Here is a 20,758-nt window from a genome sequence, read left to right as displayed (position 1 = left end):
CCTAGCTAAGAGTCAAGGATTTCGCCGGTTGCGTAGTTGACGGCGGGCTCCTGCTCGCGGGCCTCGGAGCCGTGGAACGTCGAGAACATCGTCGCCGCGAGCTGCGGCCCCACCCCCGCAACCTCGGTGAGCTCCTCCGCTGTGGCCGCGCGGAGCCGCTTGACCGAGCCGAAGTGGGTCAGGAGGGCCTTCTTGCGGGCGGGGCCGAGCCCGGGCACCTCGTCGAGGACCGAGGCCGTCATGGCCTTGCCGCGCTTCTGCCGGTGGAACGTGATCGCGAAGCGGTGCGCCTCGTCGCGGATCCGCTGGAGGAGATAGAGGCCCTGAGACGCGCGCGGGAGGATCACCGGGAAATCGCCCTCGGGGAGCCATACCTCCTCGAGGCGCTTTGCGAGGCCCACGACGCGGATCTCGTCCTCCCCGATGCCGAGCTCCGCGAGGGCCTGGACGGCGGCCGCGACCTGCGGCGGGCCGCCGTCGACCACGACGAGGTTGGGCGGGTAGGCGAACTTCCGGGTCTGGTCCCGCTCCTCGACAGGGAGGTCCCGCTCGGCGAGGTAGTTGCGGAAGCGGCGCGTGAGCACGTCATGCATCGCGGCCGTGTCGTCACGGGCCGCGTCGCCGGTGATCGAGAACTTCCGGTACTCGGACTTCTTCGCGAGCCCGTCCTCGACCACGACCATCGACGCCACGACGTTCGTCCCCTGGACGTGCGAGATGTCGAAGCTCTCGATGCGTAGGGGCGGCTCGGCGAGTTCGAGCGCCTCCTGGAGCTCCTGGAGGGCGAGCGAACGGTTCGTGATGTCGCCGGCGCGCCGGATCTTGTGCAGCCGCAGCGCCTGCACCGCGTTCTCGTGGACGGTCTTCGCGAGCGCCGCCTTGTCGCCGCGCTGCGGGACGCGCAGCGTGACCCTCGCCCCGCGCAGGCCCGAGAGCCACACGGTGAGCTGCTCGGCGTCGTCCGGGAGCACCGGCACGAGCACCTCCCGTGGAATGCGGGAATCCGTCTCGGCCTGCGCGCCATACACCTGCTGGAGCAGGTGCTCGACGAGCGCCGGGCCGGTGGCCTCCTCGACCTTCTCGACGACCCAGCCGCGCTGGCCCCGGATGCGGCCGCCCCGCACGTGGAACACCTGGACGGCGGCCTCGAGGTCGTCCTCCTCGACGGCGAAGACGTCCGCATCGGTCTCCTCGGAGAGCACGACGGCGTTCCGCTCGAAGACCTTGCGCATCGCGATGATGTCGTCCCGGAGCGAGGCGGCTGCCTCGAAGTCGAGCTCCTCCGACGCCGCCGCCATGCGCTTTTCGAGCTGCGTGATGAACCGCTTCGCCTCGCCCCCCATGAAGGCGCAGAAGTCCTCGGCGATCGCGTAGTGCTCCGCCGGAGTCACGCGGCCCACGCACGGGGCCGAGCACTTGTCGATGTAGCCGAGGAGGCACGGCCGGCCGCTCTGCTCGGCGCGCCTGAACACGCCGGCGCTGCAGCTGCGGACCGGGAACACCTTGAGGAGCGTGTCCATCGTCTCCCGGATCGCGCCGGCCGTATACGGCCCGAAGTAGCGCGTGCCCTTGCGGCGGTCGCCTCGCATGACCTGGACCCGGGGGATCTTCTCCCCCATCGTCACTGCGAGGTACGGATACGTCTTGTCATCCCGGAACGCGAGGTTGTACCGCGGTGCGAACTCCTTGATCCACGTGTACTCGAGCTGAAGTGCCTCGAGCTCGCTTCCCACAACCGTCCACTCGACGCTCGCGGCGGCGTGGACCATCGCGTAGGTTTTCGGCAGCAGCGTGGCCGGGTTCGCGAAGTACGAGGTCAGCCGTTGGCGAAGGTTCTTCGCCTTGCCCACGTAGATGACGCGCCCGTGCGGGTCGCGGAACCGATAGACGCCCGGATCGTTCGGGATTTCGCCCGTCTTCGGCCGGTAGCTCGCTGGATCTGCCACCGCTCCAGTCTAGTAAGAGCGGCTGGGTAGGTGCCGAAAGCCGGCTGGTGCGCGAGCCTCGACGCGGGAGCGCGAGCCTCGACGCGGGAGCTCGCCTAGGGCTGGGAGCGCGGGCGCTGGCGCGTAGGGGCGGCTACGCCTCGGCGGGCGGCTTGTTGTAGCCCGACGCGCGCGCCTGACCGCTCAGGGCCGCGATCGCATCCATGATCTTGTCCGTCGCGTCGCGGCGGACCGGGAGCGAGTGGTCAGGGCCGAACTTCTCGAAGTACAGCGGCTCGCCCACGCGCATGCTGAAGTGCTGCGGCCTGACCGCGTTGCTGCCGGCGGGCTGGAGCCTTTCGGTGCCCTCGAGGCCCACGGGAACCACCGGAGCGCCGGTGGTGAGCGTGAGCCAGCCCACGCCCGTGCGCCCGCGGTAGAGGAGGCCGTCGCGGGACCGCGTCCCCTCGGGGTAGATTCCCACCCCGCCGCCCTCCTCGAGGACGTTCAGGAGCGACTTGAGCGCCGCGACACTTGCCGCCTGCTCACCCCGCTCGACCGGGATCGAGCCCACGCCCTCGAAGAACGACTTCATGAGCTTGCCCTTGACGCCCTTGCCGGTGAAGTACTCCGCCTTGGCGAAGAACCCGACCTTACGCGGCATGAGCGCCTGGATGATGACCGAGTCGAGGAACGAAAGGTGATTCGACGCCACGATAAACGGGCCGTCCGTCGGCACGTTTTCGAGCCCCGTGACAGTCGGGCGGCACAGCGACGCGATGAGCACCCGGATGCTCGTCCGGCTGGCCTGGTACATCAACGGCACGTGGGAGCCTCCGCGGTCTCGGGAACAGTGGCGCGCACCTCGGCCCGCGTCGAGCCGTCGAGCGGGAGGAGACGTTCGACGGCGTCGCCCGCCGCGTGCGTGTCGCCCACCCGTGCCGCGAGATCGAGGGCCTCGAGCTCCCCCGGCTCTGCGAATCCCCAGGCGACCCCGATGCACGGCACCCCGTTGGCGGCAGCCCCGGCGGCGTCGTGGCGACGGTCTCCGATCATGAGCGCGCGCGAGCTGGGCACGTGGTTCACCCCGAGGGCAGCTGCGACAATGCTGGCCTTCCCGTCTTGGAGCGGGGGCAGCGTCTCGTCGTCGGGGGCGCCGTGGATGCTGTGGAAGCGACGATCAAGATCGTGGATGCCGAGGAGCTTCTTCGCGAGGCCCTCGGGCTTCTGCGTCGCGACGGCGAGGTGATACCCCGCCGCGCGGAGCCGATCGAGGAGCTCCGGTATGCCCGGATAAGGGCGGCTCGCTGCCATCCCCTCAGAGATGTAGCGCTTGCGGTAGGCATGGACGACGGCGGGCATCACGTCTGCTGGCACCTCCGCGAGGCGCCCGAGGGACTCGAGCAGAGGAGGCCCCACCATAGCGTCGAGCGTCGCGCTGTCAGGGACCGGAAGGCCGTGCGACTCGAGCGCGTAGGCGATGCCACCGGTGATGCTCCCCGCTGGGTCGACGAGGGTACCGTCCAGATCGAAGATCACAAGCGCGGGGCTGACAGTCACCGGGACAGTCTCGCATATCGCCACGAATGCCTGAAACTCCTATGACTTACCCGGCATACTTTCGGCGCTTTCCAGGCCCCCGTGCATGCCGCTGTATTCATCGGTTCGTGCGCGAAAAGATCTCCGCCAGGAAGCGACCCGTGTGGCTCGCCTCGACCTTGGCCACGTCCTCGGGCGTGCCAACCGCCACGATCTGCCCGCCGCCCGAGCCGCCGTCCGGGCCCAGGTCGATGAGCCAGTCGGCGCTCTTGATGACGTCGAGGTTGTGCTCGATCGTGATGACCGAGTTGCCCTTCTCCACGAGCCCCTGCAGGACCAGCAGGAGCTTGCGGATGTCCTCGAAGTGAAGGCCTGTGGTCGGCTCGTCGAGCACGTAGACGCTGCGGCCGTTCGAACGGCGCTGGAGCTCCGACGCGAGCTTGACGCGCTGGGCCTCGCCGCCGGACAGCGTCGTGGCCGGCTGGCCGAGCCGAACGTAGCCGAGCCCCACGTCCACGAGCGTGTTCAGGTGCCGCGCAATCGGGCCGAAGGCGGCGAAGAACTCCGCGGCCTCGTCGATCGGCATGTCGAGAACGTCCGCGATGGTCTTGCCCTTGTAGTGGACCTCGAGCGTCTCGCGGTTGTAGCGGGCGCCCTGGCACACCTCGCACGGGACGTAGACGTCCGGCAGGAAGTTCATCTCGATCTTGATCGTGCCGTCACCCGAGCAGGCCTCGCAGCGGCCCCCCTTGACATTGAACGAGAAGCGGCCCGGCTGGTAGCCGCGGACCTTCGCCTCGGTGGTCTCCGCGAAGAGCTTGCGGATGTGGTCGAAGACGCCGGTGTACGTGGCCGGGTTGGACCGCGGAGTGCGGCCGATCGGGCTCTGGTCGACGTGGATGACCTTGTCGAGGTGCTCGAGCCCGTCGACGCGCGTGTGGCGCCCTGCGACCTGCTTCGCGCCGTTGAGGCGGTTCGCGAGGACCTTGTAGAGGATCTCGTTCACGAGGGTGGACTTGCCCGAACCGCTCACCCCGGTGACCGCAGTGAGCACGCCGAGGGGGAACGTGACGTCCACGTTCTGCAGGTTGTGCTCGCGCGCACCGACGACCTTGAGCTGGCGCTTGCGGTCGATGGGACGACGCTTCTTCGGAAGCTCGATCCGGCGCCGGCCCGAGAGATAGTCGCCCGTGAGCGAGTCGTGGTTCTCGAGGAGGTCCGCGAGCGAGCCCGAGTGCACGACCTTGCCGCCGTGCTCGCCGGCGCCCGGGCCGATGTCCACGATCCAGTCGGCCTCGTGGATCGTGTCCTCGTCGTGCTCGACGACGATGAGCGTGTTGCCGAGGTCGCGCAGCCGCGTGAGCGTCTCGATGAGCCGGCGGTTGTCGCGCTGGTGAAGTCCGATGCTCGGCTCGTCGAGGACGTACAGCACGCCCACCAGGCCCGAGCCGATCTGGGTCGCGAGGCGGATGCGCTGGGCCTCGCCGCCGGACAGTGTGCCCGCCGCGCGCTCGAGGTTGAGGTACTCCAGACCGACGTCGAGGAGGAACGCGAGGCGCGCGTCGATCTCCTTGAGCACCTGGTGGGCGATCTGGCGCTCACGGTCCGTGAGGTCGAGCGTTGCGAGGAACTCGCTCGCCTCGCGCAGGGGCAGCGCGCACACGGCCGCGATCGACCGGCCGCCCACGAGCACGGAGAGCGAAGCGGGGTTGAGCCGCGCTCCCCCGCATTCGGGGCACGGAACCTCGCGCATGTATTCGGCATAGCGATCGCGGGCGGAGTCCGACTCCGTCTCGGAGTGCTTGCGCTGGATGTACGAGACGGCGCCTTCGAAGCCCGTGCTGTACTTCCGCTCCCGGCCGAACCGGTTGCGGTACTGGACCACGACCTTGTGGTCCTTGCCGTAGAGCACGGCGTCCCGCGCGTACTGCGGGAGGCTGTGCCACGCGGTGTGCATCGAGAAGCCGAGCTCGTCAGAGAGGCCCTCGAGGAGGCGTGTCCAGTACTCCGTGGTCGCGGTGCCGAGGGACCACGGCGCGATGGCGCCCTCGCCCAGGCTGAGCTCGGGATCCGGGACCACGAGCTCCTCGTCGACCTCGAGCTTCGTGCCGATGCCCGTGCATGCGGGGCACGCGCCGAACGGGTTGTTGAAGGAGAACGAGCGCGGCTCGATCTCGTCGATCGCGAGCGGGTGCTCGTTCGGGCACGCGAGGTGCTCGGAGAACGCGCGGATGCGGCCGTCGTCGTCCGGCGCAACGTCGACGAAGTCCGCGAGGACGCGGCCCTCGGCGAGCCCGAGCGCCGTCTCGACCGAGTCGGCGAGGCGCTGGCGGATCCCTTCCTTGACCACGAGGCGGTCCACGACGACCTCGATGGTGTGCTTGAACTGCTTGCCGAGCTTGGGTGCCTCCGAGAGCTGGACGAGTTCGCCGTCCACGCGGGCGCGCGCGTAGCCCTTCGCGGCGAGCTCCTTGAAGAGGTCGACGAACTCGCCCTTCCGGCCCCGCACCACGGGGGCCAGAATCTGGAAGCGCGTTCCATCCTCCAGCTCCAGGAGCTGGTCGACGATCTGCTGCGGGGTCTGCCGGGTGACCGGCTCATGGCAGATGGGGCAGTGCGGACGGCCCACGCGCGCCCACAGGAGGCGCATGTAGTCGTAGATCTCGGTGATCGTTCCGACCGTGGAGCGCGGGTTCTTGCTCGTGGACTTCTGGTCGATGGACACCGCGGGCGAAAGTCCCTCGATGAAGTCGACGTCCGGCTTGTCCACCTGGCCGAGGAACTGCCGCGCGTACGCCGAAAGGGACTCGACGTAGCGGCGCTGGCCCTCGGCGAAGATCGTGTCGAAGGCGAGCGACGACTTGCCCGATCCGGACAGGCCCGTGAAGACGATCATCGCGTCGCGCGGAAGGTCGAGGTCGACGTTGCGCAGGTTGTGCTCGCGGGCACCCTTGACGACGAGCCGCGACAGGTCCGCGCGGAGTGAGCTCACGGCGTCATGGGCGCGCGCGGGCGCGGGGCGGTCCGCCAGGTCCATTGGCGAGGGGGGAATCTGCACGGGACTATGCTAGTCGAAGACGTCTTCGAACTTCCAACTGTCCGCGCGGAGCGAAAACCGCGGCTGCGGCGCGCACATCCCTGAGGGTCAGAGCCGCGCGAACGCCTGCTCGACAAGCCGGACGGCCTCCTCGACGGTGCACCCGCGCGAGGCCGCCGCAGCAGCGAACGTGGCCGCCGCCGTCGTGAGATCCTGCTCACGCGCATCTCTGGCCGCGACCGCGGTGCCCGCGCGGCCGTTGGTCGCCACGACGTTGGCCTCCTCGAGTTCCCGGTAGGCGCGCGCGATCGTGTGGGGCGCGAGTCCCAGCTCCGCGGCGAGGGCGCGGACGGGAGGGAGGCGCCGCCCCGCGCGAAGCGTGCCGTCCGCGACGAGGTCGGCGATGTGGCGCCTGAGCTGCTCGAACAAGGGAGTCGACAGCCCCTGGTCGGGCCGCCACGAGCCCGGGAAGTCCGCATCCTGCATGGGCACCAGAGTAGCCCCGCGGGAGCCCCAGCCACACGGGGTGCCGCAGGCCTAGACTGGCGCCATGACGAGCCTCATCCATGACCTTGCGCACGTCACGGTCCGACGGGTCGCCGTGGGCGACATGGACAACAACGTCTACGTCATCACGGCCAAGGAGTCGGGGGCCCAGGTGCTGATCGACGCCGCGGACGATCTGCCCGCGATCCAGTCCCTCCTTGCCGAGGGCGCGGCCGACGCGGCGGCCCCCGCGAAGCTCGCGCTCGTGGCGACGACCCACCAGCACTGGGACCACGTCCGCGCCCTCGAGGGCCTCGTGGCCGCGACCGGAGCCCGCACGGCGGCGGGGCGCCAGGACGTGTCCGGCATCCCGGTTCCGGTCGACGTCGTGCTCGACCACGGCGATGTCGGCAGGTTCGAGGGCTTCAACCTCACCGCGGTGCATCTCCGGGGCCACACCCCGGGCTCGATCGCCTACGTCCTCAAGGACGACGGCGGCCCCCACCTCATCTTCTCCGGCGACTCGCTCTTCCCCGGCGGCGTGGGCAACACGCAGAAGGATCCGGACCGCTTCGAGCTCCTCATGGGCGACGTCGTGGAGCGCCTCTTCGATGTCTACCCCGACGATACGGTCGTCCATCCCGGGCATGGCGCGCCGACGACGCTCGGCGCCGAGCGCCCACACCTCGACGAGTGGCGTGCGCGCGGCTGGTGAGCCCCGCTAAAGCGCCTCGGGCTTGCGGCCCACGCAGAAGATCCGCCGGAACGGAAACACGGTTCCGTGCTCCTGCGACGGGTAGGCGTCGAGCAGGAGCTGGTTGTACTGCTCCTCGAACTGGGCCCCCTCCTGCGGCGTGAGGGCATCGAGCACGGGGCGCAAGGCCGCGCCGCGCACCCAATTGAGCACCGGATCCTCACCCGTGAGCAGCTGGAGGTATGTGGTCTCCCACACGTCCGCCTCCCAGCCGGCCGAGAGCATGAGCTCGAGGTAGTCTGCCGGCTCGCCGACCGCGTCGCTGTGCCGCAGGACCCCGCGCAGCCGTCGCTCCCACTGGGAGGACTCGGCGAGCTCGCGCAGGAGCGCATGCGACGGGGCGCCGAAATTGCCGGGCACCTGGACGGCGAGCCACGCGCCCGGCGCGAGCTGCTCGAGCCACCGTCCCATGAGCGCCTGGTGACCCGGCACCCACTGGAGCGCCGCGTTCGAAACCAGCACGTCGACGTCGTCCGCGGGCTCCCAGCTCACGATCTCGCCGAGCCGGAAACTCAGGCCCGGCCGGCCCGCCATCTTCCGCTCCGCCGCCGCGATCATGTCCGCCGAGCTGTCCACGCCCTCGACCGCGGCGTCCGGCCAGCGGTCGGCGAGCGCCGCCGTGAGCGTGCCCGGGCCGCAGCCGAGGTCCACGACGTGCCGCGGCGATTCGGCGCCGATGCGGGACGTGAGGTCGAAGAACGGCCGGCCCCGGTGATCGCCGAAGCGGACGTAGAGGGCAGGATCCCAGGTGGGCGAGGCACTCATGGCTCCACGCTAGTGCCGATAGGCTGAAGCCGCCATGAGACTCGACCAGCTCCTCCCCGACCGCGGCCGCGACGCCGATCCCGCACTGACCGACAGTCTGCCCGACGCCGTCTATGAGGCGTTCGTGGGCTGGGCCGAGGGGCGTGGGCTCTCGCTGTACCCCGCTCAGGACGAGGCCGTCATGGAGCTCGTGCAGGGCAACAACGTGATCCTCGCCACGCCGACGGGCTCGGGCAAGTCCCTCGTCGCTGTCGCGGCGCACTTCCACGGGCTCGCGGCGGGCCAGCGGAGCTACTACACCGCGCCCATCAAGGCGCTCGTCTCGGAGAAGTTCTTCGCCCTGTGCGAGATCTTCGGGGCCGAGAACGTGGGAATGGTCACGGGCGATTCGTCCGTCAACGGGCAGGCCCCCATCATCTGCTGCACGGCGGAGATCCTCGCGAACCACGCGCTCCGCGAGGGAGCCGAGGCGGATCTCGGCCCCGTGGTCATGGACGAGTTCCATTTCTACTCCGACCCGCAGCGCGGCTGGGCATGGCAAGTCCCGCTGCTCGAGCTCCCCCAGGCCCAGTTCCTGCTCATGAGCGCGACCCTCGGCGACGTGAGCCGCTTCGAGAAGGAGCTCACCGAGCGCACGGGGCGGACGACGACGACCGTCGCCGGGGCTGAACGGCCTATCCCGCTGCACTACTACTACGAGGAGAAGCCGGTCCACGAGACGCTCGAAGAGCTCCTCGCGACGAAGCAGGCCCCCGTCTACGTGGTCCACTTCAGCCAGGTCGAGGCGATCGAGCGTGCCCACCAGCTCATGAGCGTCAACATGTGCACGCGCGAGGAGAAGGACCGCATCGCCGAGCTCATCGGCGGGTTCCGGTTCGCCGCGGGCTTCGGCAAGACGCTCAACCGTCTGGTGCGGCACGGCATCGGCGTGCACCACGCGGGCATGCTGCCCAAGTACCGCCGCCTGGTCGAGCAGCTCGCCCAGGCGGGGCTCCTCAAGGTCATCTGCGGGACGGACACGCTCGGCGTCGGCATCAACGTGCCGATCCGCACGGTGCTCCTCACGGCCCTCACGAAGTTCGACGGCCAGCGGACGCGGCACCTCAACGCCCGTGAGTTCCACCAGATCGCAGGCCGGGCGGGGCGGGCCGGATTCGACACCGCGGGCACGGTCGTGGTGCAGGCGCCCGAGCACGTGGTCGAGAACAACCGCGCCATGGAGAAGGCCCGCGCGAAGTTCGGCGACGACGCGCGCAAGCTGCGCCAGGTCGTCAAGAAGAAGCCGCCGGAGGGCTTCGTCTCGTGGGGGAAGCCCACGTACGAGCGGCTCGTCGAGGCTGCGCCCGAACCGTTGACCTCGAGCTTCACGGTCACGCACGCGATGCTCCTCAACCTCGTGGCCCGCCCGGGCAACCCGGTCGCCGCCGCGCGGCGGCTCCTCGAGGAGAACCACGAGTCCCGCGTGGTCCAGCTGCGGCTCATGCGGCGCGCGCTCGGAATCCTGCGCGAACTGCTCGCAGCCGAGGTGGTCGAGCGCATCCCGGCGGCCGAGCTGACCGCGGAGGACCGCGCCTCGGGCCGCACCCTGCGGCTCACCGTGGACCTCCAGGAGAACTTCGCCCTCAACCAGCCGCTCTCCCCCTTCGCGCTCGCCGCACTCGACCTGCTCGGGCCGGAGACGCCGTCGTACGCGCTCGACGTCGTCTCCGTCATCGAGGCGACCCTCGAGAAGCCGCGCCAGATCCTGTCCGCCCAGCTCAAGCGGGCCCGGGCCGACGCCGTCGCCGCGATGAAGGCGGAGGGCCTCGAGTACAGCGAGCGCATGGCCCTCCTCGACGACGTCACGTACCCCGAACCGCTCAAGGAGCTCCTCGACGCCGCGTTCGAGCAGTACCGCAAGCACGCGCCGTGGGTCTCCGACTTCGAGCTCGCCCCCAAGTCAGTGGTCCGGGACATGTACGAACGCGCCATGGACTTCGGCGAGTTCGTCCAGTTCTACGGCCTGGCGCGCAGCGAGGGGATCGTGCTGCGCTACCTGACCGACGCCTACAAGGCGCTCAACCAGACGGTCCCGCAGGACGCGCTCCGCGACGACCTCGAGGACCTCATCGCGTGGCTTGGGGAGCTGGTCCGGCAGGTCGACTCGAGCCTGCTCGACGAGTGGGAGGAGCTCACGAGCGGCCACGAGCTCCACCCCCACGACGCGCCGCCGCCCCCGCCGCCGGCGCTCACCACGAACGTTCGCGCGTTCCGGGTCATGGTCCGAAACGAGCTGTTCCGGCGAGTCGAGCTCTTCGCCGACGAGGATTCGAAGGCGCTCGCCGAGCTTGACGGCGAGGCCGGCTTCGGCGAGGACGCCTGGGAGGAGGCTCTGGACGGGTACTTCGACGAGCACGAGGACATCGCCACCGGCCCCGACGCGCGCGGGCCGCAGCTGCTCATCATCGACGAGAAGCCGGGCGTGTGGCACGTGCGGCAGATCTTCGACGATCCCGCGGGGAACCGGGACTGGGGCTTCTCCGCAGACGTGGACCTCGCCGCGAGCGACGAGGCCGGCAGCGCCGTCATCCGCGTGACCCAGATCGGGCGGCTCGGCGGTTAGGTTGGGGAGTATGAGCCTTCCTTCCCTCTCCACGCTGCTCCGGCCCGCTGCCCCAGACGACGTCCCCGCGATCCTCGGGCTCATCCACGACCTTGCCGTGTACGAGCGCGAGCCGGACGCCGTCAAGACAACGGCCTCCGTTCTCACCGAGCAGCTGTTCGGAGCCAATCCGGCGATCTTCGCCCACGTCGTCGAGGACGCCGATGGTGTCATGGGCTTCGCGCTCTGGTTCCTCAACTACTCGACGTGGGAGGGCACCCACGGGATCTACCTCGAGGACCTCTATGTGCGTCCGGAGGCGCGCGGTCGAGGCTACGGGAAGGCGCTCCTGCAGGAGCTGGCCCGCATCGCCGTCGAACGCGGGTATGCCCGCGTCGAATGGAGCGTGCTCAAGTGGAACGCGCCCTCGATCGGCTTCTACAGGAGCCTCGGAGCCTCGCCGCTCGAAGAGTGGGACACGTTCCGCCTCACGGGACAGGCACTGACCCGCTTCGGAACGCCGAACCTCGGGGCGCCCGAGTGAGGACTTCCGAGTCGACGCCGCACAGGGTCCTAGGGGCCCACGCGTTCCGCGGGCTCCGGACGGTCGAGCACGTCTTCACCGTCCCGCTCGACCACGGCGACCCCGATGGCGAGCAGATCGACGTCTTCGCACGGGAATACGTCTCCGCCACGCATCCCGTCGACACTGCCGGCCGCCTCCCATGGCTCGTGTTCCTGCAGGGCGGTCCCGGCGGTCGCGGGGCGCGCGTCACGTCGCTCTCCGGCTGGATGAAGGAGGCGGCCAAGGACTTCCGCATCCTCATGCTCGACCAGCGCGGGACGGGCCTCTCGACCCCCGCCGACCGCTCGACGCTGCCGCTGCGTGGTGGTCCCGCTGACCAGGCCGCCTATCTGGCGCACTTCCGCGCAGACTCGATCGTGCTCGACTGCGAGGCCATCCGCCGCGCTCTCGGTTCCGAACCGTGGACGGTCTACGGGCAGAGCTTCGGCGGCTTCTGCGCGCTCACCTACCTCTCGATCGCGCCGCATGGCGTCCGCGAGGCCCTCATCACGGGCGGCCTCGCGCCACTCGACGGTCCCGCCGAGCGCGTCTACCGCGCCACGTACGCCCGGCTCGCCGAACGCAACGCCGAATACTTCGCGTGGTATCCCGACGATCGGGCGCGCGTCACCGCGATCGTCGAGCACCTCCGCGGCGTGGACGAGCGGCTCCCCGACGGGAGCCGGCTGAGCCCCGAGCGGTTCCAGCTCGTGGGCAACCTCCTCGGCGGCAACACGCGCGTCGACTCGCTGCACTACCTTCTCGAGGACGCGTTCACGCGTGGCCCCTCCGGCGTGCGGCTTTCGGACGGCTTCCTGGGCCAGGTGCACGCGACCGTGACGCGCGCTCCCAACCCGCTGTATGCCGTCCTGCACGAATCGATCTACGCCCAGGGCGAGGCCAGCGGGTGGGCAGCCTGGGGGGTGCTGGACGAGCACCCCGAGTTCCGGCCCGACGCCGCGGACCCGCTCCTCCTCGGCGAGATGGTCTGCCCGTGGCTCTTCGAGCAGGACCCGGCCCTCACGCCTTTGGCTGAGACCGCGCGGCTGCTCGCCGAGAAGGCCGACTGGGGCTCCCTCTACAATCCCGGCCGCCTCGCGGAGAACTCGGTCCCGGTGGCGGCGGCGGTGTACCGCGACGACATCTACGTGGACCGAGGGCTCTCCCTCGAGACGGCCGGCCGTGTCCGCGGCCTCCGCGTGTGGGAGACGGCGGACTTCCACCACGACGGCATCACGGACGACGGCGAGGGCATCTTCGCGCGGCTCCTCACCATGGCGCGGGAGGGCTGACGCAGCCCGGGCTCACTTGCCCTGGCCACACGCCCAGGGCAGGTGGGACCCCGGCTCAGGCGTGCCCGGCGGCCTGCATCTGCCGGAGCTCCTTCTTGAGGTCGGCTACCTCGTCGCGCAGTCGCGCCGCGAGCTCGAACTGGAGCTCGGCTGCCGCGCCGCGCATCTGCTGGGTGAGCTGCTCGATGAGGCCAATGAGGTCCTCGGCCGGTGCCGCCGCAATCCCGTCCCGACGCAGCTCGGCCGCGGCCTTGTCCGTGGAGTCGCCGGCGCCGCGACGCTTGGCGCCCTTCGCGAGCCTGTTGTTCTCGAGCAGGGCGCGTGTGTCCTGGTCCTCGCGCGCGAGCTGGTCCGTGATGTCCGCGATACGCTTGCGCAGCGGCTGGGGGTCGATGCCGTTCGCACGGTTGAACGCCATCTGGATCTCGCGGCGCCGATTGGTCTCGTCGATCGCCTGAGCCATCGAGTCCGTGATCTTGTCCGCGTACATGTGCACCTGGCCGGAGACGTTGCGGGCGGCACGGCCGATCGTCTGGATGAGCGAGGTCGCGGAGCGGAGGAAGCCCTCCTTGTCCGCGTCGAGGATGCTCACGAGCGAGACCTCGGGCAGGTCGAGGCCCTCGCGCAGGAGGTTGATGCCGACGAGAACGTCGAACACCCCGAGCCTCAGCTCGCGCAGGAGCTCGACGCGGCGAAGGGTGTCGACGTCCGAGTGAAGGTATTGGACCTTGACGCCGTGGCCCATGAGGTAGTCGGTGAGGTCTTCTGCCATGCGCTTCGTGAGGGTCGTGACGAGGATGCGCTCGTCACGCGCGACCCGGTCACGGATCTCCCCGAGCAGATCGTCGATCTGGCCCTTGGTCGGCTTCACCACGACCTCGGGGTCGATGAGGCCGGTGGGGCGGATGATCTGCTGGACCACGCCGTCCGACTTCCCGAGCTCGTACTTGCCCGGCGTCGCCGAGAGGTAGATCGTCTGGCCGATGCGCTCGAGGAACTCGTCCCACTTGAGCGGGCGGTTGTCCATGGCCGAGGGCAGGCGGAAACCGTGCTCCACGAGCGTGCGCTTGCGCGACATGTCGCCCTCGTACATCGAGCCGATCTGGGGGACGGTGACGTGGGACTCGTCGATGACGAGCAAGAAGTCGTCCGGGAAGTAGTCCAAGAGGCAGTGGGGTGCCGTCCCGGCCCCGCGGCCGTCGATGTGCCGCGAATAGTTCTCGATCCCGTTGCAGAAGCCCATCTGCTGCATCATCTCGAGGTCGTACGTGGTGCGCATGCGCAGCCGCTGGGCCTCGACGAGCTTGTTCTGCGCCTCAAGCGTCTTGAGCCGGTCTGCGAGTTCGTCCTCGATCGCGGTGATAGCCCGATTCATGCGTTCAGGTCCGGCAACGTAGTGCGAGGCCGGGAAGACGTACATCTCCGTCTCCTCGCGGATCACCTCGCCCGTGACCGGGTGGAGCGTGTGCACGCTCTCGACCTCGTCCCCGAAGAACTCGATGCGCAGCGCAAGCTCCTCGTACATCGGGATGATCTCCACGGTGTCCCCCCGCACGCGGAACGTTCCGCGGTGGAAGTCGACGTCGTTGCGCACGTACTGCATCGCGACGAACTGGCGCAGGAGCGTGTCGCGGTCGAGCTCCATGCCCTTGCGGAGCGTGACCATCCCGGCCACGTACTCCTCGGGCGTACCGAGGCCGTAGATGCACGAGACCGTTGCGACCACAATGACGTCGCGCCGGGTCAGGAGAGAGTTCGTCGCCGAGTGGCGCAGCCGTTCGACCTCCTCGTTGACCGAGGAGTCCTTCTCGATGAAGGTATCGGTCTGCGGGACGTAGGCCTCGGGCTGGTAATAGTCGTAGTACGAGACGAAGTACTCGACCGCGTTGTTCGGCAGCAGCTCCCTGAACTCGTTGGCGAGCTGGGCCGCGAGCGTCTTGTTCTGCACGAGCACGAGGGTGGGACGCTGCAGCTTCTCGATGACCCATGCAGTCGTCGCGCTCTTGCCGGTGCCGGTGGCGCCGAGGAGCACGACGTCCTTCTCCCCGTTCTGTATCCGCTCCGAGATCTCGGCGATGGCCGTGGGCTGATCGCCCGCAGGCCGGTACTCGCTGACGACCTCGAACGGCGCGACGACGCGATTGATCTCCTGCGCAAGGCTCATGTCCCAAATCTACGCCGGGCAGCGGACAGTCTGTGTCCGCATTCGCTCCCGGCTAATCGAGGCCCGTCGCCCCCGAGCGCTCGGCTGCGGGTGCGAGCACGTCGGCCCAGAGGCGGTCGACGGCGGTGCGCAGCTCCTCGAGCGTGCCCGCGTTCTCGACCACGTGGTCCGCAGCCGCGAGTCGCTCCTCCCGGCTGGCCTGGGCGGCCATGCGGGCGCGCGCGTGCTCCTCGCTCAGGCCGTTGCGCTCCTCGAGGCGCCGGATCCGCACCTCGTCCGGTGCATCGACCACGACGACGACGTCGAAGTTCCCCGCCTGCCCCGTCTCGACGAGCAGGGGGATGTCCTGGACCACGACGGACCCCGCAGGGGCTCTGGCCGCGATCTCAGCGGCCCGAGCCCGAACGCGGGGATGGATGATCGAGTTCAAGAGCTCGCGTCGCCCGGGGTCCGCGAAGACGATCGCGCCGAGGGCCGCCCGGTCGAGCGCGCCGTCGTCCGCGAGAACCTCCCGGCCGAACGCCTCGGCGACCTCCTCGAGGCCCTCCGTGCCCGGCTCGACGACCTCGCGCGCGATCACGTCCGCGTCCACGAGGACCGCGCCGAGCTCGACCAGACGACGCGACACTTCCGACTTCCCGGACGCGATGCCGCCCGTCAGGCCCACTCTCAGCACGCGTCCACTGTAGCTCGCCCTGCGCGGCCGCCCGCTGGGCGCCCTCGCCCAGGCGCCGCTGCCCCTTCCGCCTAAGCTGGGTCGGTGACCGAGACCCCGAGCCACGCGCACCGCTACAGCACCGTCGACGGGGAGCATCGGCACGAGCTGGAGATCAAGCGCTCGCGCTTCATCACGGTCCTGCGGCGCGCCGAGACCGAGGATGAGGCCAGGGCGCTCGTCGCCGAACTGCGGCGCGAGTTCCACGACGCTCGGCACCACTGCAGCGCGTTCGTGCTCGGCCCTGACCGCACCACTCAGCGCAGCAACGACGACGGCGAGCCGTCGGGGACCGCGGGAACTCCCATGCTCGAGGCGTTGCTCAAGGGGGCCGCGCTCGACGGCGCCGCGGACCTGAGCGACGTCGCCGCCGTCGTCGTCCGCTACTTCGGCGGGATCCTGCTCGGCGCGGGCGGGCTCGTGCGGGCGTATTCAGAGTCCGTGTCCTCCGCGCTCGCGACCGCCCCGCTCGTGCGGCGCGAGCGCCTCCGGCTGCTCGCCGTGGACGCCGGCCACGGAGTCGCGGGGCGCCTCGAGAACGAGCTGCGCACGGCAGGCATCGCGGTGCTCGGCACGGATTACGGTCCGCGAACGGCGACGGTGCGCGTCGCGATAGCCGACGACGACGGCGCTGCCGCCGCCTTCGCCGAACGGCTCGCGAGCCTCACGGCGGGCTCGTCGACGGCCGCCGGCCTCGGAACGTCCTGGGTCGACGTTCGCTAGTTGCGGGGTCACTGGCCACCCGTTGCGGGGTCACTGGCCACCCGTTGCGGGGTCACCGGCAACCAATTGCGGGGACTTGAGTCCGACCAGGACCCCACAACACAACGGACGCGACCCCACAACACGCGGGACGGGACCCCACAACACGCGGGACGGGACCCCACAACACGAAAGGGCGGGCCCTGCCTTCGCAGGGCCCGCCCTTTCAGCGGATTGAACTTTCGTGCGGCCGGGGCCGCCGAAGATCAGGTGCCATCCGGCAAATCAGTTGCCGGGAGCCGGCCCGTAAGCCGGCTCCTGGCCGCCAATTAGTTGCCGGTGAGCTTCTCGCGCAGGGCGGCGAGAGCCTCGTCAGACGCGAGCGTGCCGCTCTCGACGGCCGGAGCCTCGGAGGAGTAGCTCGTCTGGGCCGACTCGCGGCCGCCGCCGGACGCCGCAGCGGCGTCGTCGGCGAGGTGCTGCGAGACCTGCTTCTTGTGCGACTCCCAGCGGGACTGCGCGTCGGCGTACTGCTGCTCCCACGCGGCGCGCTGCGTCTCGTAGCCCTCAAGCCACTCGTTGGACTCCGGGTCGAAGCCCTCCGGGTACTTGTAGTTGCCCTCCTCGTCGTACTCGGCGGCCATGCCGTAGAGCGCCGGGTCGAACTCGGTCGAGTCCGGGTCCACGCCCTCGTTGGCCTGCTTGAGCGACAGGGAGATGCGGCGGCGCTCGAGGTCGATGTCGATGACCTTGACGAAGATCTCGTCGCCGACCGAGACAACCTGCTCGGCGAGGTCGACGTGACGCTCAGCGAGCTCGGAGATGTGGACGAGGCCCTCGATGCCGTCCTCGACACGGACGAACGCGCCGAACGGAACGAGCTTCGTGACCTTGCCCGGCACGACCTGACCGAGAGCGTGGGTCCGGGCGAACGTCTGCCACGGATCCTCCTGCGTCGCCTTGAGCGAGAGCGAGACGCGCTCGCGGTCGAGGTCCACCTCGAGAACCTCGACGGTGACCTCCTGGCCGACCTCGACAACCTCGGACGGGTGGTCGATGTGCTTCCAGGACAGCTCCGAGACGTGCACGAGGCCGTCGACGCCGCCGAGGTCCACGAACGCACCGAAGTTGACGATCGAGGAGACGACGCCCGTGCGGACCTGGCCCTTCTCGAGCTTGTTCAGGAACGTCGAGCGGACCTCGGACTGGGTCTGCTCGAGCCATGCACGGCGGGACAGGACCACGTTGTTGCGGTTCTTGTCGAGCTCGATGATCTTGGCCTCGAGCTTCTGGCCGATGTACGGCGCAAGATCGCGGACGCGGCGCATCTCGACGAGCGAAGCCGGGAGGAAGCCACGGAGACCGATGTCGAGGATGAGGCCACCCTTGACGACCTCGATGACGGTGCCGGTGACGACGCCGTCCTCTTCCTTGATCTTCTCGATGTCGCCCCACGCGCGCTCGTACTGCGCACGCTTCTTCGACAGGATCAGGCGGCCTTCCTTGTCCTCCTTCGTGAGGACGAGGGCCTCGACCTGATCGCCCACGGACACGACCTCGCCCGGGTCGACGTCGTGCTTGATGGAAAGCTCACGGGAGGGGATGACGCCCTCGGTCTTGTACCCGATGTCGAGCAGGACCTCGTCGCGGTCAACCTTGACGACGGTTCCCTCAACGAGGTCGCCGTCGTTGAAGTACTTGATGGTGGCATCGACGGCGGCGAGGAAGTCCTCGGCAGAGCCAATGTCGTTGATCGCGACCTGCGGGGTGCCGGACTTCTCGGCGGAGGTGATGGTCATGTAGTAGGGGCTCCGATGTGGATTGGTTGTCGGTCAGGCAGTCAGGCAGGGGCCAGACATCCTGAAAGTTGGATTGGAACGCTGCGCACTACGCGCCCGTCCAGTTTAGTCTCGTGCCGCAAAGCGGGTCAAAACGGCAGGTACCCCTAGGCGGGCGGCGGCACGCTCGGGACCGTGAGGCCTGACTGGCTCAGGGTCGTGAAGTGCAGGCCGCGCCCCAGGAGCCCCGGAAGCGCCGCCGCGTAGCCCGCGGACGTGCCGGAGCTGGGCTGGTTCATGTGGCTGATCACGATGTCCCCCGCCTTCACCCCACCGAGAATCGATGCGACCTTGGGCGCGGGCAGCGTGGCACCGGCGTCTGCGTTCACCGCGAAGTTGACGGGGACAAGGCCGACGGCGGAAGTCACCCCGACCGCGACGTCGTCGTAGTACGCCGTACCGGGCCGGAACCACGGAACGGGAGACCCTGCGAGCTCGTGGACGTGCGGCGCGTTCCCGAGCAGCTCGTCGAGCACCGCCCCGACCGAGGACGTACCGCGGATGCCGTAGGCGCTGCGCCCCGTGACCGACAGCGGAACGTGGGCGGTGCCGTGGTTCCCGATCTCGAACAGGGGATCCGCCGCCAGCTCGGCGCTGAGCGACCGGTTGGCCTGGATCCAGCGCGAGTTGAGGAAGAACGTCGCCGGAACATGCAGCTTGCGCAGCGTCTCGATGAGCTGCTTGTCAAAGCCCGCTCCCCCGGGGCCGCCGCATGCGTCGAACGTGAGGGCCACGGCGGTCGACGGCGTGCGCGTGACGAGACCCGGGATGGCGAGCCCCCAGTCGTGCGGCACATGCCCCGTGAAGCGGCTTTCGACCGCTTTCCGGTCCGCCACGCTGAACTCGCGCAGGAGGGACTTCGTGGGCGCCGGCGTGGGCGCCGGCGTCGGCGCCGGGCTAGCCGTCGCAGAATCCACAGGTGCGGGGAGGAGCTCCTGGGGGGCGCCTACCGACGGTCTGGCCGCCTGCGGGCCTTCGCAACTCGTTGCAAGGGCCGCAAGGGACACCCCCATGGCCGCGAGGACGGCTCGCCGCGTCACACGCGGCAGCGAGGAGGGCATGTCTCTCCAAGTCGGTGGGGGTATCGGCCCAGAAGTGCGTTAGGCCAAATCAGAAGTGCGTCAGGCAGCGGGGCGAGCGTTCCACGGCGAACATCCGTTCCGCCGTCACCGCGGCACCGGCGCGCGCCTCGGTGATTCGCCCGGCCTCCACCAGAGTAGTCGCTCGAACGCCGCCCACGTACATCGACGCGAGTTCCGACACGTCCAAGCTGAGGTCGGGCTGCGCGCTGCCGGCATCGGATATAGCCCCCATCCCGCCGTCGACGCGCAGTCGGAAACGCCCGCCGGCGAGTCCGAGGCCGTCGGCCACGTCGAGCACGAGCTCACCATCCGCCCCGTACCGCCGAGCGGAGAGGGCGGCGGATGTGTCGAGGATGCGGAGCCACAGCATGTCCTGGGCCGCCTCTGCGTGGATCGCGCGCTGATCCTCGAGCGCCCACGCGAGCGGATCGTCAACGGGGGCTTCGTACCACGACACGCGACGGATGAGGTCGAGCGAGCCGAGGAAATCCCAGAGGGCGAGGTACGCCTCGGGTGTCGCTGCGACGAGGTCACGGACGTCGATCGTGAACGGCTCGTGTTCCCAGCCGCGGAACGCGTAGGTCACGTAGCCGTCGGGCTCGCCATCCGGACCAAAGTGCAGGGCGGCCCGCAGCGCAGCGTCTTCGCCGCCGTCGTTGTCCCACTGCCCGCCCGCGGCCAGCCGGTAGCGCTCCTGCCGGTCGATCGAGCCCGGCAGCGCGCGGTGGACCCGAGCGAAGATCGGCGGGGCAAGTTCGAGCAGGACCGCAGGATCGGCCGTCTCGATCCGCCCGTCGCTGGGAACCGCGAGCCGGAAGCCCGGGCCGGTCGTCACGGTGACCCGGCGCTCGGAGGTCGCGACGCCGAAGCCGAAGCGGCGGTAGATCGAGGCCTCGGACGCCGTGAGCGCGGCGACGGCAACGCCGTCGGCCTTCGCCCGCTCGAGATCCTCGGTCATGAGGCGCCGCAGGAGCCCGCGGCGCCGGTGGCTCGGCCGCACGGTAACTGCCGTGATGAGGTGGGCCGGGACGAGCACGCCGTAGCCGACATTGAGCGACTTGCGGAAGGTCGCGAAGGTTGCGACCGGCACCTCGGCGCCGAGGCTCGCGGCCGGGACCTGGCCCTGCTGGTACGCGCCGGTGATCTCCCGGCGATCTGCCACGAGTGCTCCGGCCATCTTGGCCACGAACTCGTCCGGTCGACGCTTGTCGTAGAAGCCGGCCCCGACGGCCCGGACCCAGGCGCGCGTCTGCTCGTAGCCGTCTTCGCCCGGAAGAGCCGCCCGGAAGCGGCGCACCTCGTAGTCGCCCATG

At 69.6% G+C, this 20,758-nt stretch carries 16 protein-coding genes; 5 read left to right on the top strand and 11 right to left on the bottom strand.

Features of this window, described 5'->3' with window-relative positions:
• Positions 1-5: 5 nt before the first annotated feature.
• From uvrC to E6A26_RS05835, 5 genes are all read right to left on the bottom strand, one after another.
• On the bottom strand, positions 6-1,946 hold the full coding sequence (gene uvrC, locus E6A26_RS05855) for an excinuclease ABC subunit UvrC (RefSeq protein ID WP_136610243.1): 1,941 nt from the start codon (positions 1,944-1,946) through the stop codon (positions 6-8).
• 133 nt (positions 1,947-2,079) lie between these two features.
• Complete coding sequence (locus tag E6A26_RS05850) at positions 2,080-2,742, bottom strand: lysophospholipid acyltransferase family protein (RefSeq protein WP_136610284.1); 663 nt, start codon at positions 2,740-2,742, stop codon at positions 2,080-2,082.
• Positions 2,742-3,485: an HAD hydrolase-like protein gene (locus E6A26_RS05845; protein ID WP_168928679.1), complete on the bottom strand. Its 744-nt coding sequence runs from the start codon at positions 3,483-3,485 to the stop codon at positions 2,742-2,744. The genes E6A26_RS05850 and E6A26_RS05845 overlap by 1 nt, the downstream gene beginning before the upstream one ends.
• A gap of 97 nt (positions 3,486-3,582) precedes the next feature.
• On the bottom strand, positions 3,583-6,501 hold the full coding sequence (gene uvrA, locus E6A26_RS05840; protein ID WP_136610283.1) for an excinuclease ABC subunit UvrA: 2,919 nt from the start codon (positions 6,499-6,501) through the stop codon (positions 3,583-3,585).
• Positions 6,502-6,609: 108 nt separating this feature from the next.
• On the bottom strand, positions 6,610-6,987 hold the full coding sequence (locus tag E6A26_RS05835) for a GntR family transcriptional regulator (protein WP_136610241.1): 378 nt from the start codon (positions 6,985-6,987) through the stop codon (positions 6,610-6,612).
• Between the two features lie 64 nt (positions 6,988-7,051).
• Here E6A26_RS05835 and E6A26_RS05830 point away from each other — a divergent pair, with 64 nt between their 5' ends.
• Positions 7,052-7,702, top strand: coding sequence for an MBL fold metallo-hydrolase (locus E6A26_RS05830; protein WP_136610240.1), 651 nt, complete (start codon positions 7,052-7,054; stop codon positions 7,700-7,702).
• 6 nt (positions 7,703-7,708) lie between these two features.
• Here E6A26_RS05830 and E6A26_RS05825 read toward each other — a convergent pair whose 3' ends face one another.
• Positions 7,709-8,506: a trans-aconitate 2-methyltransferase gene (locus E6A26_RS05825; RefSeq protein WP_136610239.1), complete on the bottom strand. Its 798-nt coding sequence runs from the start codon at positions 8,504-8,506 to the stop codon at positions 7,709-7,711.
• 34 nt (positions 8,507-8,540) lie between these two features.
• On the opposite strand from E6A26_RS05825, the gene E6A26_RS05820 reads away from it, so the two are divergent.
• Genes E6A26_RS05820 through E6A26_RS05810 form a run of 3 tightly spaced genes read left to right on the top strand, consistent with a single transcriptional unit; the run spans position 8,541 to position 12,944 of the window.
• The gene (locus E6A26_RS05820; protein ID WP_136610238.1) at positions 8,541-11,108 is read left to right on the top strand and encodes a DEAD/DEAH box helicase; all 2,568 of its coding nucleotides are present in this window, start codon (positions 8,541-8,543) and stop codon (positions 11,106-11,108) included.
• Positions 11,109-11,118: 10 nt separating this feature from the next.
• Positions 11,119-11,631, top strand: coding sequence for a GNAT family N-acetyltransferase (locus E6A26_RS05815; protein WP_136610237.1), 513 nt, complete (start codon positions 11,119-11,121; stop codon positions 11,629-11,631).
• The gene (locus tag E6A26_RS05810) at positions 11,628-12,944 is read left to right on the top strand and encodes an alpha/beta fold hydrolase (protein ID WP_136610236.1); all 1,317 of its coding nucleotides are present in this window, start codon (positions 11,628-11,630) and stop codon (positions 12,942-12,944) included. Before E6A26_RS05815 ends, E6A26_RS05810 begins: the two co-directional genes overlap by 4 nt.
• A gap of 55 nt (positions 12,945-12,999) precedes the next feature.
• Here the strand turns inward: E6A26_RS05810 and uvrB are convergent, their stop codons facing one another.
• The gene (gene uvrB / locus E6A26_RS05805; protein ID WP_136610235.1) at positions 13,000-15,108 is read right to left on the bottom strand and encodes an excinuclease ABC subunit UvrB; all 2,109 of its coding nucleotides are present in this window, start codon (positions 15,106-15,108) and stop codon (positions 13,000-13,002) included.
• A gap of 52 nt (positions 15,109-15,160) precedes the next feature.
• Positions 15,161-15,784 (bottom strand): dephospho-CoA kinase, encoded by a 624-nt coding sequence (gene coaE, locus E6A26_RS05800; protein ID WP_136610234.1) that lies wholly within the window; start codon positions 15,782-15,784, stop codon positions 15,161-15,163.
• A gap of 84 nt (positions 15,785-15,868) precedes the next feature.
• Between coaE and E6A26_RS05795 the strand changes: the two genes are divergently transcribed.
• Positions 15,869-16,546 (top strand): IMPACT family protein, encoded by a 678-nt coding sequence (locus tag E6A26_RS05795; protein ID WP_136610233.1) that lies wholly within the window; start codon positions 15,869-15,871, stop codon positions 16,544-16,546.
• Positions 16,547-16,854: 308 nt separating this feature from the next.
• Here the strand turns inward: E6A26_RS05795 and rpsA are convergent, their stop codons facing one another.
• The 3 genes from rpsA to E6A26_RS05780 all read right to left on the bottom strand — a co-directional run bounded on the left by rpsA (position 16,855) and on the right by E6A26_RS05780 (position 20,757).
• Complete coding sequence (rpsA, locus tag E6A26_RS05790; RefSeq protein WP_136610232.1) at positions 16,855-18,324, bottom strand: 30S ribosomal protein S1; 1,470 nt, start codon at positions 18,322-18,324, stop codon at positions 16,855-16,857.
• Between the two features lie 146 nt (positions 18,325-18,470).
• Positions 18,471-19,424, bottom strand: a complete 954-nt coding sequence (locus E6A26_RS05785; protein WP_136610231.1) for a polysaccharide deacetylase family protein — start codon at positions 19,422-19,424, stop codon at positions 18,471-18,473.
• 49 nt (positions 19,425-19,473) lie between these two features.
• Positions 19,474-20,757: a GNAT family N-acetyltransferase gene (locus E6A26_RS05780; protein WP_136610230.1), complete on the bottom strand. Its 1,284-nt coding sequence runs from the start codon at positions 20,755-20,757 to the stop codon at positions 19,474-19,476.
• Position 20,758 lies beyond the last annotated feature (1 nt).

The organism is Sinomonas albida (assembly GCF_004919045.1).
GTDB lineage: Bacteria > Actinomycetota > Actinomycetes > Actinomycetales > Micrococcaceae > Sinomonas > Sinomonas albida.
Note: the sequence above shows the minus strand (reverse complement) of the source record. Positions and strands in the feature narration are given on the sequence as shown.